We start from the raw sequence: 16,977 nt of genomic DNA, 5'->3' as shown, positions 1-16,977 counted from the left end.
TTGTACGTGATGTGGATAGGTACAGCGGCTCACGCTGAAGTGCCGGTATTTACATTGGAAATTCGTGACCATCTATTTTATCCCTCGTTACTGGTCATACCTGCCGGAACCAAAGTGAAATTAATAGTCCTCAATCGTGACACCACACCGGAAGAATTTGAAAGTTACGAGCTCAATCGCGAAAAGGTCATTATGGGTGGTGCAAAAGCCACGATTTTCATTGGTCCGTTGGCGCCCGGTGATTATCCTTTTTTCGGTGAGTTTAACCCCAAGACCGCGCAAGGTCTGATTCGGGCGGAGGATTGATATGGTTGACGCCGTATTGCTTATTCTGCGCGAAATTCTCGAAGCGGCCATGATTATCAGTTTGTTGTTGGCGTTGAGTCGACAAATAAGTCTGAATCATCGCTGGATTCTCGTGGCCATGGTGATTGGCATTTTGGGTTCCTGGTTATTGGCCTATTACGCTTATGCCATTGCCGAAGCACTGGAGGGGGTTGGGCAGGAGCTACTCAATGCGACTTTATATTCTGCCGTAATCTTGAGTGCAATATTATTAAGCTTGCACGTGATTCCGCTGAGCATGTCAGCTTCAAAGAGGGCCTTTTCTGAAAGACGCCCCAATTTTTTTCAGCCCGCATTGTATAGTATGCTGGTTATTACAGTGAGTTGCTCCGTTGCTCGTGAGGGATCAGAAATATGGATCTATGTGTCTGGCTTTCTTTATGATCCTGGCGCATTGCAATCAGCCATGATCGGTGGTGCGATTGGTGCCGGTATTGGTATGAGCCTGGGCGCTATCGCATATTACCTGTTTGTATTTATGCCAAAAAAAATATTCCTACCTTTTTTTCTTGTCACTGTGACGTTGGTTGTAGGCGGGCTTTCTATGCAAGTTGCAAAACAGTTTATGCAGATCGGTTGGCTAGAGTCTGCCGCACCGATGTGGGATAGCTCGTTTTTGGTGAGCGAGCAGTCCTGGCTGGGCGAATTGCTTTATGCTCTGTTGGGATACGATGCCAGTCCCAGTATGACGCAAGGTGCTTTCTATCTGGCTGCTATTATGCCAACGATATCAGGTGTGTTGTGGCATGTGCTGCATCGTCGCGAGAATAACAATGATTAAAAATATTTTTTCTCTTTTGGTGGTCTATTTGCTCTTTCAACCGAATGCGTATGCCGATATGAATCGGGTGTATCACCCCTATGTTGAGCAGCAAGAGCGCGAACTGGAATATGGTTTTGTCTGGCGTGATCTGGATGGCAATCCGATGCTATTGCAGCGAGCAGGAATCGGCTATGCCTGGAGTGAACGATTGTTTACGGAAATTTATGTATTGAATGAGTCCGTGACACATGAGGGAGAGCGAATTCGCGGTTATGAAGTGGAGTTGAAATGGCAGCTGACCGAGCAGGGTGAGTACTGGGCAGATTGGGGGGTATTGATAGAGGCTGGCACAGCGGACGACATAGATCGACATGAATTTGCTGCCGGCCTATTGTGGGAAAAAGAGTTGAGCGGACGGTGGGTCGCTGCTGCAAACCTGTTATTGGAATATGAGTTTGGTAGCGATATTGATAACGAAATAGAATCTGCTCTGCGTACACAAATACGTTACCGAAAAAGTTCAGCTTTTGAACCAGCGATGGAAATTTATCTGGATGATCAGGATTGGGCTGCCGGGCCAGCAGTTATGGGCGCTCAACCACTGGGTGCTGGTAAACAGATACGCTGGGAGTTAGGCCTGCTCTTCGGGATGGATAGTGAAACACCAGCCAGCAGCCTGCGTGCCAGTATTGAATTTGAGTTCTGACCGAAGCATGAAATGTTTGAGGGCCGCATTAAAAGGTGTATTTTTAACGTTAATCAATTTTACCCTTCACGGTTCATCAATAGTCATTTTGACTGTCTGCGTTAATGCACAGTATTGGCAATTTTCGGGTGGTTGATCCGATCATTCGAGTGCAAAATCAATAAATAATATTCCCCATTTTGATTACCCATAGTGCACACCAGTCAAACTTTGGTGCATGTCGTCTTATTGCTTTTTAAATTTAATTAAACGTGTTAAGAATAACTTGTGTGAAATATTTGCTGCCATTTTATTGTGTTTGCCATATTTAATGAGAGGCTCTTCACATTGACATCGCTGTCAATCTATTGATGGTTGACTGCAGGTGAACACAGGAATAATTGGACACACAAACAGAGGTTTATGTTGTAAATCGGCGGTGCTCACGCGTTCGGTCAAAAAAGTATGCGGCACAATCTGTGTCAGACATACATAGCGCGGTGCATTAAAAACAGTTAGTCATATCGACCTTTTTATTGGTCAGTTATGACATTCAACAGAAGCTTATCGTTATGTCACCATTCTCACGGTCACGCGCCGTGGCAAGATTCTTTTTGCCTGCGGTTTTGTTTGCTTTGTTTTCTGGTGGTGCTCACGCACATGTCAAATGGTTTTCTGAACCAACAGCTGCCGTCAGTGATGCCGGTTTTACTCACAGCGAAATCATCGCGGCGCTTTTGTTGTTGCTGATATTGTTAGCTGTTGCGCGTTGGTTAAACGCTCAGGTAGCGAAACGCGGTGCAGCCCATTGTGCCCCTTGGTTTCATGACACAAAACCGTTGGGCTACGCATTTTTGTTGTTGTCTATTTATTTTTTAGGTTGTGCTTTCTCAGGTTTTATTCTCGCTCCGCATGTTGCAGCAACCAAGGGTGTGACGGCGCTCTGCATCGGTTTGCAGGCAACTGTATCGATACTGCTATTGCTCAATCGTGCGCAGATGTTTATGGCGGGATTAATCTCGTCGTTGTTCGTGGTAGCCAGCGTCGCGGATGTCACTTTTTTGCTGGAATATGTGCTGTTGTTGGGATTAGCCTGGTTGGTTTATTCAACGCAACGAATCCCGAACGAGCCGACGATGATGATTCTGCGTAGCGCTTTGGGTATTTCGCTGGTGGGCTTGGCATTAACAGAGAAATTGCTGCAACCGGAATTAGCCATGAATGTCTTGCAACAATATCCGCTCAATTTTATGGCGCATCTGGGCGTACCTTTCAGTGATAAATGGTTTGTATTGGCGGCGGGTATGGTGGAGCTGTTGATAGGTTTATTGCTTATGCTCGGTTGGCTGGTGCGCACCACCATCCTGGTGTTATTGGCGTTGATGATTGCCAGCAACAGTTACTTTTTGATGGTCGAAAACCATGCGCTGGCCTTGATGGAGTTCATTGGCCATCTGCCGGTGTTTGCGGCGGGCATTTTGTTGTTGTGTTACAGCAGCACCGTCACGCGCAATGCGCGGGAACTTGCCCTGCAAAGTCGCTCTGCTATAACGACAGAGCAAAGACTATCGGCGGAGTCGGGGCATTAAAACCCCCGAACATTAATGATGACTTGGTGGCAGGTGCGGTTTCTTGGTGGCAGGTTTAACACCTATCTTGCGCACGCTGTTGCCGTCGATCTCAACGATGGTCCACACCATGCCATTCCACTCCACATGGTCACCTACAACGGGTTTGCCACCGATCATTTGGGTGACCAATGAGCCGAGCGTTTGTTGGCCGTCGAGATCGCCGAGGTTGAAGGCATACAGCATGGCCAGGTCTTGCAGTTCGGCATCGGCTTGCAAGATAAAGTCGCCGAAGAAGCTCAGGTCCAGGTTGCGCTTGGGTGCTTCGCTGAACAACTTGCCCAGGTTCGGCAGATCGTATTCATGGCCAACCACGCAAATGATGTCGCCGGCCATCAGTCGTGTGCTGCCGGAAGGGTGCAGTAATTCTTTATCGCGGAACAAGGCAGCAATGCGTGTATTTCCCGGCATATGTAATTCGCGTAGGGCCGCACCGATACACCATTTCTCAGCCCCCAATTTGTAGATAAACAATTCCCATTGACTGGCGAGGTGAATCTCCAGACCCGCCCGCGAAAATGGCATGGGAACGGAAGGGACCACCACGTCAGCTTTTTTGGCGGCAAAGGTGAGGGTGGTGCCTTGCAGCAGCAGTGACACCAACACAATAAAGAAGGCGACGTTAAAGAAGAGTTGTGCATTGGGCAGACCAGCCATCATGGGGAAGACGGCGAGGATCACGGGTACGGCACCGCGCAACCCGACCCAGGCGATAAAACTGCGTTCGCGCCAATTGAAGTTGCGAAAGGGCAGTAATCCGATGAGCACCGACAGCGGCCGCGCGAACAGGATCATCCACAGCGCCAGGCCCAATGCCGGTAGCGCGATAGGCAACAATTCGCTGGGCGTCAGCAGCAATCCCAATACCAGGAACATGCCGATCTGACTCAGCCAGGCGAGGCCGTCGAACATATGCAGGATGCCGTGGCGGTTGCGGATCGGACGATTACCCAGCATCAAACCACACAGGTAGATAGCCAGAATGCCGCTGCCGCCCAGCGCTGTCGTGATGGCATAAATAATCAGGCCGCCGCTGACCGCGAGCAGAGGATAAAGCCCGTCAGCTAATTGCATCCGGTTGATCAGTTGCAGCAGCAGCCAGCCACCGGTTAAACCCAACACAATACCGAGGCCGAACTGTTGCAGTAGCTGTACCAGAAAGCCCAGATCAAAACCGGTTTGGCCGGCGGCGATCATATCGATCAGCGCAATGGTCAGGAACATCGCCATGGGGTCGTTACTGCCGGATTCGATCTCCAGTGTGGCGCTGACACGTTCATTCAGGCCGCGCCCGCCGAGCAGGGAGAATACCGCTGCGGCATCGGTAGAACCTACGATGGCGCCGATCAACAGTCCCTGCATCATATCCAGTTTAAATAACCAGGCTGCCAGCATGCCGGTCAAGCCGGCGGTAATAACAACGCCCAGCGTGGCGAGGGAGAGCGCGGGCCAGAGAGCCACGCGAAAGCTGGCAGCGCGGGTGCGCATACCGCCATCTAACAGGATCACCGCCAGCGCCAGGTTGCTGACCAGATACGCCATCGGATAATTGTTGAAAATAATACCGCCAACACCGTCCACGCCGGCGATCATGCCGACAGCGAGAAAGATGACGAGGATAGGAATACCCAGACGCGAGGAGAACGAGCTCACCAAAATACTGGCCGCAACCAGGATGGCGCCGATTAAAAGAATGGTATTGATAGTACTCGCGTCCAAAATAAAGCGCTTCCTGTGGGATAGTTAGCCAGTAGAGTCACGCAAATCGCGTGCCAGGCGATTTTAACCTGTGCCGGCGAGCTGTCAAAAGAAAGATTGTCTGCGCAACATCATCAGTCTGTCACGAATTCTTCACGTCTGCCTGCCATTCTCCGCAGCACAAACCCTGAATTAACAATAACCGTGGGCATCTATGTTTGATCTCGGATGGGCAGAGTTAATGTTTCTGGCGGTGCTGGCGCTGGTGGTGGTCGGGCCACAGGATTTACCGAAACTGGCGCGCGCCGTGGGTAAATTGTGGGGCCGCCTGCAGCGCTTTTATCGCGACTCCCTGCATCAACTTCACAAGCTGGAAACCGAGATGGATATCGCGTCCAAACCGGACCAACGCAACCAGCCATCTTATTATGATCTCTTGCCCGAACACGTGCGTCAGGCGATGGAACAGTCTGAGCCCAGTCGCGATGCGGCACATAATCAACGCGTACAGGAAATGTATGCAGAGGCCATGGCCGAAGTGAAAGCCGCCCATGCGCCCAAAGACGATGGGCAAGATAACCGGGTACCCGATTCAAAGGCGGCTGGCGTATGACAACAGATTCGCTGGATTTAAGTCGCGCGCCGCTCTTATCACACCTGCTGGAATTGCGTCGCCGTTTGTTGCAATGCCTGCTAGTGTTTTTTGTGGTATTTGTCGGTTGCTATTTAATGGCGGAAGACATTTACCACTTCCTGATGCAACCCTTGGTTCAAGCCTTTGGCGAAGCATCCGGGCGGCGGATGATTTACACCGGCTTGCACGAGGCTTTTCTGACTTATTTGAAACTGTCTTTCTTTGCCGCGCTATTTTTCACCTTGCCGCTAATACTGATTCAAATCTGGAAGTTTATTGCGCCCGGTTTATACCGTAGTGAAAAGCGCGCAGTCTCCATCCTGTTTGCACTGACACCAATCTTATTTTTAATCGGCGCTGCGCTTGCGTTTTATGTCGTCTTTCCCATGGCATGGGGATTTTTTATCAGCTTTGAGAGCGAAGCCGTGGCCGGTGCTTTGCCGGTACAATTGGAAGCGCGGGTCAGTGAATACCTGGGCTTGGTGATTCAATTGATCCTGGCGTTTGGTTTGAGTTTTGAACTGCCTGTTGTGTTGTTACTGATGGCTCACGCTGGCATGATTGACTCAGCTACTTTGATCAGTGGAAGACGTTATGCCATTGTTATTATCTTCGCCGTTGCTGCTTTTATTACACCGCCGGATTTAATTTCCCAGATTGCGTTGGGCACGCCTATTCTGTTGCTCTATGAAATGTCCATCTGGATGATTCGGTTGCAAGAAAAACGTAATGTGGAATCTCGCGTGGATATGGTTTCCAAAACCTGAGTCAGCTTTTCTTCAAGAATATTTTATCGCGTTGTTATTTTCTCGCCTTTATCCTTCAGCTTCTTAAACGTCGTATATTCATATGAGCATGCCTCCGCATGTTTAATTTTTTATCTTTATAAAACTATTTTGTAGTAAAACCAGTATTCCACGACATCGTTATTCGTTTGAGTTATTGATAATAAAAATAAGTCGGAAATGTCATCTAAGTGACGCGGTATTTTCATAAAGCGGACGTAACCTCCACAGCCGAGACATTGTGCTCATCGCCAAATGAACAATACCTAACCGTGGAGATTACCCGATGAATAATAGTCCAGAATTGTTGGAAATCACAAACGATTTACCTGTAGAGCCTATCGTTAACCGCCGTGATTTTATCAAGGGCGGTGCAGCCGGTGCTGCGGCAATTTCACTCGCTGCTATGGCAAACCCTGCCAGCGCATTTACCAGCGATTACGGTCCTGTTGCACCGGTCGCGGATGAAGTGACGGGTTTGCCTTTGTTGCAATTGCCGGAAGGTTTTAAATATTGGTCTTACGGTTGGACCGGCATGATCATGAAAGACGGTACACCAACACCGGGTGTTCACGACGGTATGGGTGTTGTCGCTGCGCAAGGTAATACGATTGCTCTGGTGCGTAACCACGAAGTGCGTGGAGCAGGTACCGCCGTAAGATCGCCTGCCATGTATAACCCAGGTGCCGGTGGCGGTTGCAGTAATTTATTGTTCGATGCGTTGAATGGTCGCTGGTTAGCGTCTTACATGAGCATCAGCGGCACGTCCACAAACTGTGCCGGTGGTATCACGCCCTGGGGCACCTGGTTGACCTGTGAAGAAACAACCTCAACCTACAACGGTATGACCCACGGCTGGATTTTTGAAGTACCCGGTTTTGGTATCGCCAAGCCGGAACCCATTAAAGCGATGGGCCGTCGTGCTCACGAAGCCACCGCAACTGATCCGGTAACCGGTTATGTGTACATCACGGAAGATGCCGGTACGTCATCGGGTTTTTATCGCTATCGTCCGGACATCTACGGCAATTTATTAGCCGGTGGTGTGCTGGAAATGTTGAAAGTAAAAAATGCCGACCAAGCTAATCTGACCGCCAGTTATCCCAACGGCACAACCTGGGATGTTGAGTGGGTCACTATTGATCAACCGGAAGTCATTAACCCGCGCAACTTCACCCAGGGGTATAACAAAGGCGCTGCACGTTTTGCGCGTTTGGAAGGTGCCTGGTATGACACGGGTCTGGTGTACTTTACCTCTACCAGCGGTGGCAGTGTCAGCGGTGGCCAGGTATTTCATTTTGATCCGCGTCGCGAAAAACTTACCTTGGTATTTGAAAGCCGCAACAACACCTCTCACCCGGTTATGCCGGACAACATGACCATCAGCCCGCGTGGCGGCATTTTGTTGTGTGAAGATCGCGGCGGTATTTCACGTTTGATGGGCTTGAGCCAAGCCGGTGACGTGTTTGAATTTGGCCGCAATAACATGATGCTTTCAGCCGCCGATGCCGCGGTAGTGCACAGTAAATTCCCCGGCACAGAATCACGCATCAACGGCGGTAATTATGTCGGTTCCGAAACCTGCGGTGCCTGTTTCCATGACCGTTGGTTGTTCGTCAACATCCAGAATCCCGGCGTAACCTTTGCGATCACCGGCCCCTGGAACGACGGAATTCTGTAATAGCGGCGCGAGGTGCGGCATAAATTTTTTCCAAAACACGCCGCACTTCGCAACCACCTGTTTGCTCACCATTTATCAAGAGGAATTATGTATGAAACAGCTTTTGACAGCCTGTGCGATCTTGCTGTTGGCGATGAACGCCAATGCATTACCCAGTTATTACACTGGCGAAATTTCTGGCTCCGGTATTTATGAAGACACCTTGAACAGCAACAGCGCCTGGGTAAATCCACCCGTATTCGGTTTGAACAGCAGCAATAAGGATGTGAGTTTGTGGGGCTACAACGCTAACGCGGGTGACGAGCTGTCACTGGACGTGAGCAGCCTGGGCGATTTTATCGGCGGCATCAGCATTTATTACGGCGAAGTCAGCAGCGAGGACTTCTTGTTTGGTTTGTTTAACAACAGCGGCGACTTTGGCTTGGTGGATTATATTGCCGGTACATCAACCTTTATGGCAGATTCATCGCTGAGTGATATTCGTCTGGATCTGAGCGGTTTTTACACCATCATTGTTGGTGGAAAATCGGCGTTTGGTTGGGATGATAATTACAGCTACTCGATGAATGTTACCGCGGTGCCGGCACCGGGTGCGTTGTTGCTCTTGTTGACGGGTTTGTTGAGTATGGTGGTATTGCGTCGCAAGAAAAATTTGCATTGATTTTTCAAGCAGAAGCCAGCTCGTGTGAGCTGGCTTCGATATGGTAGAGATTTGATAGCGTGTTGTAACGGGCTTCGTAGTTCGTTTGTCGTTAGTACATTGATTTTGAAAACGCATACATACATCCCTGTAGCTCCCTCAAGTCGTCCCTGACTTGAGGGTTTCAAAATAAATGTCCTAACGCCAAACTTGCATTGTGCCAGCGGGAGGTTTCCAAATCGTTCTTGGAAAGTAAGATTTAATCGTCAAGACTTCCCTTCAACCGAATCCGCTTTCTTCTGCGTCACTACTCACATCACTTACGCCTTTGCGAAAGCTTTTAATACCTTCTGCAAGATCGCCCATCAATTGGGGAATCTTCCCACGACCGAACAGTAATAAAAAGAGCACCGCAACCAATGCAATTTGCCAGAAACTTAAACTCATGGCGCCACTCCTCTGGGGGGATAAGCAAAAATAGAAGTCGCTATTGTCCCAGAGGCCCGTGACGAAATGATGACGTAGGTTAAGCAGCCAGCTCCAGAATGCGGCGCGATGCATCCAACGTAATATCACCGTGCTCGCCGAGTTTTAACAGATTATGGCTTTGGAGTTGTGCAACCAGTTTGTCGATAGATGCCGTTTCAATCTGATAATCGCGCAAGCGTGTCGGTGTACCCATTTGTTCAAAGAACTGACGTGTGGCCGCAATGGCAGCGTCAATAAGTTGATCTTCATCAGCGTGTTGCAAATTCCACACGCGGCGACCGTATTGGATCAGTTTGTCGCGTTTTTGTTGACGCTGATGTTGCATCACGGCGGGTAATACAATGGCGAGTGTTTGGGCGTGATCCAGACCATGCAAGGCGGTGATTTCATGGCCGATCATATGCGTCGCCCAGTCTTGCGGTACCCCAACACCAATCAATCCGTTAAGGGCCATGGTCGCAGCCCACATGACATTTGAACGTACGGCATAATTGGTGGGTTCCTGTAGGGAGCGTGGGCCTTCTTCGATCAGCGTTAACAGTAAACCTTCTGCAAAACGATCCTGCACTTTTGCGTCAACGGGAAAGGTTAAGTATTGCTCCATGATGTGCACAAAGGCATCCACGACACCGTTGGCCATTTGTCGTGGCGGCAGGCTATACGTGGTGGTTGGATCGAGTATCGCAAACTGTGGGTACACCAAAGGACTACCAAAACTTAATTTTTCCTGAGTGCTCGCGCGAGTAATGACCGAGTTGCCGTTACTCTCGGTGCCCGTGGCCGGGAGGGTAAGCACGCAGCCCAGTGGCAGGGCGGATGTGACGGGTGCATGTTTGGCGAGGATGTTCCAAGGCTCACCATCAAACTCCACGGCGGCTGCAATAAATTTTGTTCCATCAATCACGCTGCCGCCACCGACAGCGAGCAGAAAATCTAGATGATTTTCTTTTACCGTGGCTGCGGCGCGCATTAAGGTTTCATAACGCGGATTGGGTTCTATACCGCCGAATTCAAATAATGGCCGATCTTTCAATGCGTCAACAACCTGGTCATAAACGCCATTCTTTTTTATCGAGCCGCCGCCATAGGTAAATAAAATTCGCGCATCGGCGGGCACCAGCTTCGCTAACTGACTGATTTGATTTTCACCGAAGACAATACGGGTGGGATTATGGAAGGTAAAATTCTGCATGGTAATAGCCTCTAGGGAACTCGCATTTGCGGTGTTTGATTCAGAAAGATTCGTGATAGATAAGATACAAAACGCGCGTTAGTGTTCCTGGTCTGTTACGCGCTCAGCGATCAATTCCACATAGCCGTCCACGATGTCGAAAGGCAGTGCAATTAAGGCTTTACCACTGCACGGGCCGGCAACACATTCGCCGTTTTCAATCACAAATAATGCGCCGTGATTGGCGCATTGGATCATGGTATGGCTGGCATCGAGAAATTGATCTTCAACCCATTCCAGTGCAATGCCGATATGGGGGCATTGGTTGCGGTAAAGGTAAACCTTGCCGTGTTGTTTAATGAGGAAGACGTTCTCGCCGTTGACAGAAAAACCTTTGCTGCCCGGATCTGGCAGCGTGTCGAGGTGACATAAGCGTTGACGTTGCACCATTATTCGCGGGGCGCCGCAAGGGTCAACTTGCGTTGTGCCATCTTGCCGTTGCGGACGATATGCACTTCGACTTTATCGCCCGGCTTGTGCCGCTCCAGTGCACTCATCAGCTGATCCTGATTAGGCGTCACTTTTTTGTTGATGCCGACAATGACATCACCCAATACAATTTGCCCCCAGGCATTGCGGGAAAGGCCCTCCAGACCGGCTTGGGCCGCTGGGGAATTGGCTTCAACACGCAGGATAGGCACGCCCTGGATACCACTTTGATGCGCCCAATGATCCGGCGCCAGCGCGACGCCCATTACCGGGCGCACGATCCGCCCGTGGGCAATCAATTGGGGAACCACTTCTTTCACCGTGTTAACCGGAATCGCAAAACCGATCCCGGCGCTGGCCCCACTGGGGCTGTAGATCATGGTGTTGACGCCCACCAGTTGCCCCTGGGAATTGAGCAAGGGGCCACCGGAGTTGCCAGGGTTAATCGCGGCATCGGTTTGAATCACATTGGAAATAGTACGTTGATTGGGTGACTGGATCTCGCGGCCTAATGCACTTACGACCCCGGTGGTCAGGGTCGCATCCAGCCCAAAGGGGTTGCCGATAGCCAGTACCTTGCGACCCACCGACAGTTGGCTTGAGTCGCCGAGTGGCAGTGCCGTCAGATGTTCTTCCGGGGCGGAGACCTTGAGCACCGCCAGATCCCGCTCCGGCGCAAGGCCGACGATTTCAGCGGGCCAGGTGCTTTGATCCTGCAAGGTAATCATCACTTTGCGCGCGCCATCGACTACATGGAAGTTGGTGACGATATAGCCGCTCTCATCCCATACAAAGCCGGTCCCGCTGCCGCGCGGCACCTCAAGCAGATTCAGCGAGCGAGGATCGCGCACCAGCTGCTGGTTGGTAACAAAAACGACACTCGGCCGCGCCTTTTCAAACACCTGAATCGTATTACGCTCATCGTCCGTGGCGAAATCGGCCTGGGCGTCGGCAACTGCCACGCCTCCGGTCAGCAGAGTCAGCAGTAACCAACGCATTATTTTCATGCAATCCTCCGGGGGATGAAGATGAGATAGGGCGTGAAGCCGCCAGGTTTACACCTGACGGCTGAGGGCTTCAATGCGGTCTTCCAGCGGCGGATGGCTGGAGAAGAGCCGGCCGAACTGTTGTTTGAATCCACCGCTGATACCGAAGGCCTTAAAGCCATCGGGCATCGGGTTCTCGGCACCGGCCTTCACTTCGGCCTGCAGGCGTTGCAGCGCACGGATCATGGCACCGCGTCCGGCAAGGTGGGCGCCGGCGGCATCTGCGCGGTATTCGCGGTAACGGGAGAAGGCCATCACGATCATGGAAGCCAAAATACCCAGCACCATCTCGGCGATAAACGTCGTGACATAAAAGCCGATGCCATGGCCGTTTTCATTTTTCAGGATCGCGCGGTCTACGGTGTGGCCAATGATGCGCGCAAAGAACATCACGAAGGTGTTCACCACGCCCTGAATCAGGCTGAGCGTAATCATATCGCCATTGGCGACGTGGCCGATTTCGTGGGCGAGGACTGCGCGGACTTCATCGCGATCGAAACGCTGTAACATCCCCAGGCTTACCGCCACCAGTGCCGCATTACGATTCCAACCCGTCGCAAAGGCATTGGATTCCTGTGCGGGGAAGATACCGATCTCTGGTGTTTTGATGCCGGCTTTTTGGGCCAGATCGGCGACGGTGTCCACCAACCATTGTTCATCGGTAGTGCGCGGACGCTCAATCAGCTGCACACCCATGGTTTTCTTGGCGATGAATTTGGATAGTAAGAGAGAAATAATGGAGCCGGTAAAGCCAAACACGGCGCAGAAGATCAACAGTGTTTGCAAATCCAGGTTACCTGATTGATCCAGGTAACGCCCTACACCCAGCAAACTGAGGGTGATGCTGGCCACCGCAATGACTGCGATGTTGGTCAACAAAAAAAGGCCGATGCGTAACACGATAATTCTCCTGTGTGAATTGAATGAGCTTGAGACAAGCTCGGCAGGACGAAATATGCGTTCGGCTTGAAAATTTTCAATGGGTGGAGGGAAATGCCAGCGGAAAGAAAGGTAAAGAAAAATGGCCACTCAATGAGTGGCCCAAGCAACCGTGGTTAGCCGAGAGTCCTGGAGCGATTAAACTCCACACTCCCAAGGAGAAGATCCGGCGATCAGCTTGCAGGGAGATCACCTTCACGACTGTCACACAAGAGATGTTGTGCAGCAGTTGTGAAAACAATAACTATTCTCATTTGTGAAGTCAACGACTTTATTGAGAAATATTCTTATTTGTTGGTTTGGATGTAGAAAGGGAATTATTGATGCCGCTCAATGGCGCACCTAATAGCTTTTCGCGCTCAATGCCAGCAATTGGTTGTTGAGCTGGTTGATCTTGGCGGCCATTTCTTCAATCAGGCCCAGGCAAATCTGGGGCTGATGATCAATCAGGTCGATAAACTCTTCCTTGCGCACCGCCAATACGGTGCAATCGCTGGTAGCGATAACCGACGCTATGCGGCGCTGGCGAGTGAAGACGGCCAATGCACCGAAGATCTCATCGGCATGTACTTCGCCGACTTTCACGCCATCACAGGTGGCATCGGCGCTGCCTTCAAGCAGGGTATAGACCTTATCGGCCACCGCGCCTTGCTCAATGATGGTTTCGCCGGCCCGGAAATGCATAAACCCGGCGGTAGGTTGGAATTCTGCGCGGATCTCCTGCGCCAGTGCCTGCTGGTAATAGCTCAGCTGGCACAGCAGGTAATAAGCCCAATGCTTTTGCAGGCGGGGATCGCTGTTGACATGGTTGACCAGGTCGTCACGATCATAGGGAGTCAGAATAACGGGTGAGGTACAACTGAATTGTCCGTCCGGCAGGCTCAATGAACGGGGTAGGCCCAGTAGGTCACCTTGCTCGAACAGCGTAATAATCTTGCCGTTAATCCGGTACTCTACCTGGCCTTCGGTAATCTGCAGCAGACCAGTATGGGTTTGACCGGCGAACAGGTCATCGGACTGGCTTACCGACAGCGGCTCCCCGGATGGCGGCAACTGGGCAAGTAAGACCTCGGTCAGCCCACGCAGTTTGACGGCGAGATCGGTAATAGTGTCTGATTGCTTGCTGGGTAAATGCATGAGTCCCTCGATTGGCTACAAACAAAAGCATAGGGGTGAACAAGCTTCATTGTAGCTTGTTCACGGCGAATGTCTGTGCGATCTGCTGACAATGCGAGTCAGGTTGCATTGTCGCGGGATGTCATGGGATGCCCGAGCCAGTCAGGCTTCGCTCAGGCTTTCCTGTTCCGCTTCTGCTACCAAACGGGATTTCATATCCGGCGGCAGGTCATTCCAATGCACATCCATCAGGGCGCCCTGTAAAGCATAGAGCATCACTTTGGATACATTGATATGACGTGCTTTGATTCGGCGATAAGCCTCAACAGCACCGGTACGACTGAGATCCGAGTAGGTGTTTATTCCGATAGCATGAAGGATATTTACGGACGCCATACCCAGGTTTTTCAGCTGGAGTAATTCACTATGACTGCTAGTCATACAAGGCACGCTCCACTTATTATTTATCATTATTTTTTGTTGGCCAGGGAACAATTTCCATTTATAGCCACGCGTTATATTACATACTTAATAGCATTGCGCAAATACTTCTTCTGAAACTCCTGATTAACTTCTCGGGTTTTATTGAAAAATGGCGTAAAAAATATTTTCCAATGAGTCTATATATCGACAATGACCCAGGATCAAAATACAAAAATCAATACTGACTTGTTATGTGGTATTGATAATAAAGAGTTGGTGGATGTTCCGTCTCCGCGTTGTCAATTGCACCGGACGGTCGTGAAACCCTTGCTCGAACTCTGCGATGCTGCACGCAATGCCGGTTTTGATTTACAGGTCGCGAGTAGTTATCGCGCGTTTGACCGCCAGTTGCATATATGGAATAGCAAAGCCAGCGGCCGGCGGCCGGTACTCGATACAGCGGGGCAAGCCCTGGATATCACAGACCTGTCGGAGCGGGAGTTGGTCTTTGCGATCCTGCGTTGGTCTGCTTTGCCTGGTGCATCGCGCCATCATTGGGGAACGGATTTGGATGTTTATGATCGGTCACTCATTGGTGAAGACTACGTTGTCCAGCTCACGGTTGACGAAACCTGTGGTGGTGGGCCTTTTGCCGCTTTTCATGTGTGGTTGAGCAAGGAGTTAGAAAAAAATAATCGAGGGTTTTATCGCCCCTATGCTGTTGATTTGGGGGGCGTGTCGCCAGAGCCTTGGCATTTGAGTTATGCCCCACTGGCTAACAGCTATGCACAACAACTGACTGAAGCCGTGTTGCGCGAACATATCGTGGCGAGTGACATTCTGCTGAAACAAACGATCCTCGATAACCTTGCGGAAATTTATCAGCGCTTTATCTGTGTTCCCCCGGGTCACGTTTAGTTTTTTCACCTGGGTGTTTTTCTTGTAGACATTTTTCTTTTAAATATTCTTTTAAATATAAAGTACGCTGGTGAAATGTGTTGAAACCCTTCTCCACGCCATCAAAAAACCCTATGGAGTTTACATCTTGAATGACGCAAATTCGGAGGTCGGGCGGGCGAAGGTATCGCGCGCGGGCATTTTCAGTTGGATGTTATTCGACTGGGCAGCGCAACCTTTTTTTACCGTTATTATTACGTTTATTTTCGGCCCCTATTTTGTTTCCCGTCTTGCGCAGGATGCCGCAACGGGGCAAGCCGCCTGGGGCTACACCATCACCGTTTCAGGTGTCATTGTTGCTTTGCTCGCCCCTGTATTGGGCTCCGTCGCCGACGCAACCGGCACGCGCAAACCCTGGATCGCCTGTTTTGCATTGATCAAGATAATTACCCTGATTCTGCTCTGGTTTGCGAGTCCCGGTTCTGATTTATGGTTGCCGGCCTTATGTATTGTATTTGCAACGGTTGCAGCAGAATTCTCGATTGTATTCAACGATTCCATGATGCCGCGTTTGGTGCCCGAGAAAGATATTGGTCGTATCTCCAACCTCGGGTGGGGTTTGGGTTACCTTGGTGGTTTGGTCGTGTTGTTTACGGTCCTGCTGTTTTTATCTGGCAGTCCCTCTGATGGAAAAACACTGTTGGGTACGGAGCCCTGGTTCGGGCTCGATTCGGCGCAGGGTGAAGATGCGCGCATTACCGGACCATTTTCTGCGCTGTGGTATCTGATTTTTATCTTGCCGATGTTTTTATTTACACCGGACGGTGGAAAAGGATTGCCACTGAATAAAGCAATAAAATCAGGTTTGGTTGAATTAAAAAATACCTTGATTGAATTAAAGCAGCGCGCCGGCGTGTTGCGTTTTTTTATTGCGCGTATGGTTTATCAGGATGGTGTTAACGGGTTGCTTGCCTTGGGCGGAACCTTTGCTGCAGGCATGTTTGGTTGGCAAACCACGGAGATGGGAATTTACGGCATTCTCTTGTTGGTGGTCGCCATTGGCGGATGCATGGCCGCCAGTTGGCTGGACGCGCATCTCGGTTCAAAACGTCTGGTTTTGTTAAGTCTGTTTTTTTTGGTAACAGCCTGTATCGGCATTATTTCTACCGGGCCGGGCTACACCTTGTTTGGATTGCTGCAACTGGCGCAACAGGATTCTGGCGGTATGTTTGGCACGGCAGCGGAAAAAGCCTATATTTTATTTGGGCTTTTAATTGGCGTTGCATTCGGACCGGTGCAGGCATCATCCCGATCATACCTGGCTCGCAGTGTCTCCCCTGAAGAAGCCGGACGTTATTTTGGTATCTATGCGTTGTCCGGGCGAGTGACCTCTTTTCTTGCCCCCATGTCGGTTGCTACCTTGACCTTGTATACCGATTCAGCGCGGATTGGTATGAGCGCATTAATTGTATTTTTATTGGCGGGCTTGTTGATGCTGTGGATTACTCCTTATCCGGCCAATCGCGCGCATTAGTGCACGCAATAGAG

The 16,977-nt window shown here is 50.5% G+C and carries 18 protein-coding genes; 10 read left to right on the top strand and 8 right to left on the bottom strand.

Annotated elements, in window-relative coordinates; genetic code table 11:
- Window positions 1-9 precede the first annotated feature (9 nt).
- The 4 genes from CBR65_RS09735 to CBR65_RS22280 all read left to right on the top strand — a co-directional run bounded on the left by CBR65_RS09735 (window position 10) and on the right by CBR65_RS22280 (window position 3,382).
- Window positions 10-306 (top strand): cupredoxin domain-containing protein, encoded by a 297-nt coding sequence (locus CBR65_RS09735; RefSeq protein WP_087469004.1) that lies wholly within the window; start codon window positions 10-12, stop codon window positions 304-306.
- A gap of 49 nt (window positions 307-355) precedes the next feature.
- On the top strand, window positions 356-1,126 hold the full coding sequence (locus CBR65_RS09730; protein WP_157672027.1) for a hypothetical protein: 771 nt from the start codon (window positions 356-358) through the stop codon (window positions 1,124-1,126).
- On the top strand, window positions 1,119-1,814 hold the full coding sequence (locus CBR65_RS09725; protein ID WP_087466669.1) for a hypothetical protein: 696 nt from the start codon (window positions 1,119-1,121) through the stop codon (window positions 1,812-1,814). Before CBR65_RS09730 ends, CBR65_RS09725 begins: the two co-directional genes overlap by 8 nt.
- 578 nt (window positions 1,815-2,392) lie before the next feature.
- Window positions 2,393-3,382: a hypothetical protein gene (locus tag CBR65_RS22280; RefSeq protein WP_198300925.1), complete on the top strand. Its 990-nt coding sequence runs from the start codon at window positions 2,393-2,395 to the stop codon at window positions 3,380-3,382.
- 12 nt (window positions 3,383-3,394) lie between these two features.
- On the opposite strand, the gene CBR65_RS09715 is transcribed toward CBR65_RS22280, so the two are convergent.
- Window positions 3,395-5,140 (bottom strand): potassium/proton antiporter, encoded by a 1,746-nt coding sequence (locus CBR65_RS09715; protein WP_087466667.1) that lies wholly within the window; start codon window positions 5,138-5,140, stop codon window positions 3,395-3,397.
- A gap of 193 nt (window positions 5,141-5,333) precedes the next feature.
- Between CBR65_RS09715 and CBR65_RS09710 the strand changes: the two genes are divergently transcribed.
- The 4 genes from CBR65_RS09710 (at window position 5,334) to CBR65_RS09695 (ending at window position 8,880) form a co-directional block, all read left to right on the top strand.
- Window positions 5,334-5,732 carry a twin-arginine translocase TatA/TatE family subunit gene (locus CBR65_RS09710; RefSeq protein ID WP_087466666.1) on the top strand — a complete coding sequence of 133 codons (399 nt, stop codon included), beginning with the start codon at window positions 5,334-5,336 and terminating at the stop codon, window positions 5,730-5,732.
- Entirely contained in the window at window positions 5,729-6,520 is a 792-nt protein-coding gene (gene tatC / locus CBR65_RS09705) for a twin-arginine translocase subunit TatC (RefSeq protein WP_087466665.1), read from the top strand. The genes CBR65_RS09710 and tatC overlap by 4 nt, the downstream gene beginning before the upstream one ends.
- 304 nt (window positions 6,521-6,824) lie before the next feature.
- Window positions 6,825-8,219, top strand: coding sequence for an alkaline phosphatase PhoX (locus CBR65_RS09700; protein WP_087466664.1), 1,395 nt, complete (start codon window positions 6,825-6,827; stop codon window positions 8,217-8,219).
- A gap of 91 nt (window positions 8,220-8,310) precedes the next feature.
- Window positions 8,311-8,880 carry a PEP-CTERM sorting domain-containing protein gene (locus CBR65_RS09695; protein ID WP_087466663.1) on the top strand — a complete coding sequence of 190 codons (570 nt, stop codon included), beginning with the start codon at window positions 8,311-8,313 and terminating at the stop codon, window positions 8,878-8,880.
- Between the two features lie 258 nt (window positions 8,881-9,138).
- Here CBR65_RS09695 and tatA read toward each other — a convergent pair whose 3' ends face one another.
- From tatA to CBR65_RS09655, 7 genes are all read right to left on the bottom strand, one after another.
- Entirely contained in the window at window positions 9,139-9,306 is a 168-nt protein-coding gene (tatA, locus tag CBR65_RS09690) for a twin-arginine translocase TatA/TatE family subunit (RefSeq protein WP_087466662.1), read from the bottom strand.
- 79 nt (window positions 9,307-9,385) lie between these two features.
- Window positions 9,386-10,540 (bottom strand): iron-containing alcohol dehydrogenase, encoded by a 1,155-nt coding sequence (locus CBR65_RS09685; protein ID WP_087466661.1) that lies wholly within the window; start codon window positions 10,538-10,540, stop codon window positions 9,386-9,388.
- A gap of 78 nt (window positions 10,541-10,618) precedes the next feature.
- Entirely contained in the window at window positions 10,619-10,969 is a 351-nt protein-coding gene (locus tag CBR65_RS09680) for a Rieske 2Fe-2S domain-containing protein (RefSeq protein WP_087466660.1), read from the bottom strand.
- Entirely contained in the window at window positions 10,969-12,015 is a 1,047-nt protein-coding gene (locus CBR65_RS09675) for a S1C family serine protease (protein ID WP_087466659.1), read from the bottom strand. Before CBR65_RS09675 ends, CBR65_RS09680 begins: the two co-directional genes overlap by 1 nt.
- Before the next feature lie 48 nt (window positions 12,016-12,063).
- Window positions 12,064-12,954, bottom strand: coding sequence for a protease HtpX (gene htpX, locus CBR65_RS09670; protein ID WP_087466658.1), 891 nt, complete (start codon window positions 12,952-12,954; stop codon window positions 12,064-12,066).
- 381 nt (window positions 12,955-13,335) lie between these two features.
- Window positions 13,336-14,130 (bottom strand): cyclic nucleotide-binding domain-containing protein, encoded by a 795-nt coding sequence (locus CBR65_RS09660; RefSeq protein WP_087466656.1) that lies wholly within the window; start codon window positions 14,128-14,130, stop codon window positions 13,336-13,338.
- Window positions 14,131-14,271: 141 nt separating this feature from the next.
- Window positions 14,272-14,550 (bottom strand): TfoX/Sxy family protein, encoded by a 279-nt coding sequence (locus CBR65_RS09655; RefSeq protein ID WP_087466655.1) that lies wholly within the window; start codon window positions 14,548-14,550, stop codon window positions 14,272-14,274.
- Window positions 14,551-14,742: 192 nt separating this feature from the next.
- Here CBR65_RS09655 and CBR65_RS09650 point away from each other — a divergent pair, with 192 nt between their 5' ends.
- Both CBR65_RS09650 and CBR65_RS09645 read left to right on the top strand, forming a co-directional pair.
- Entirely contained in the window at window positions 14,743-15,450 is a 708-nt protein-coding gene (locus CBR65_RS09650; protein ID WP_087466654.1) for a M15 family metallopeptidase, read from the top strand.
- A gap of 127 nt (window positions 15,451-15,577) precedes the next feature.
- On the top strand, window positions 15,578-16,963 hold the full coding sequence (locus CBR65_RS09645) for an MFS transporter (protein ID WP_232461405.1): 1,386 nt from the start codon (window positions 15,578-15,580) through the stop codon (window positions 16,961-16,963).
- The last annotated feature ends 14 nt before the right edge of the window (window positions 16,964-16,977 follow it).

The organism is Cellvibrio sp. PSBB006 (assembly GCF_002162135.1).
Lineage (GTDB): Bacteria > Pseudomonadota > Gammaproteobacteria > Pseudomonadales > Cellvibrionaceae > Cellvibrio.
The sequence above is the reverse complement of the archived record's forward strand: the minus strand, read 5'-3'. Positions and strand labels throughout refer to the sequence as shown.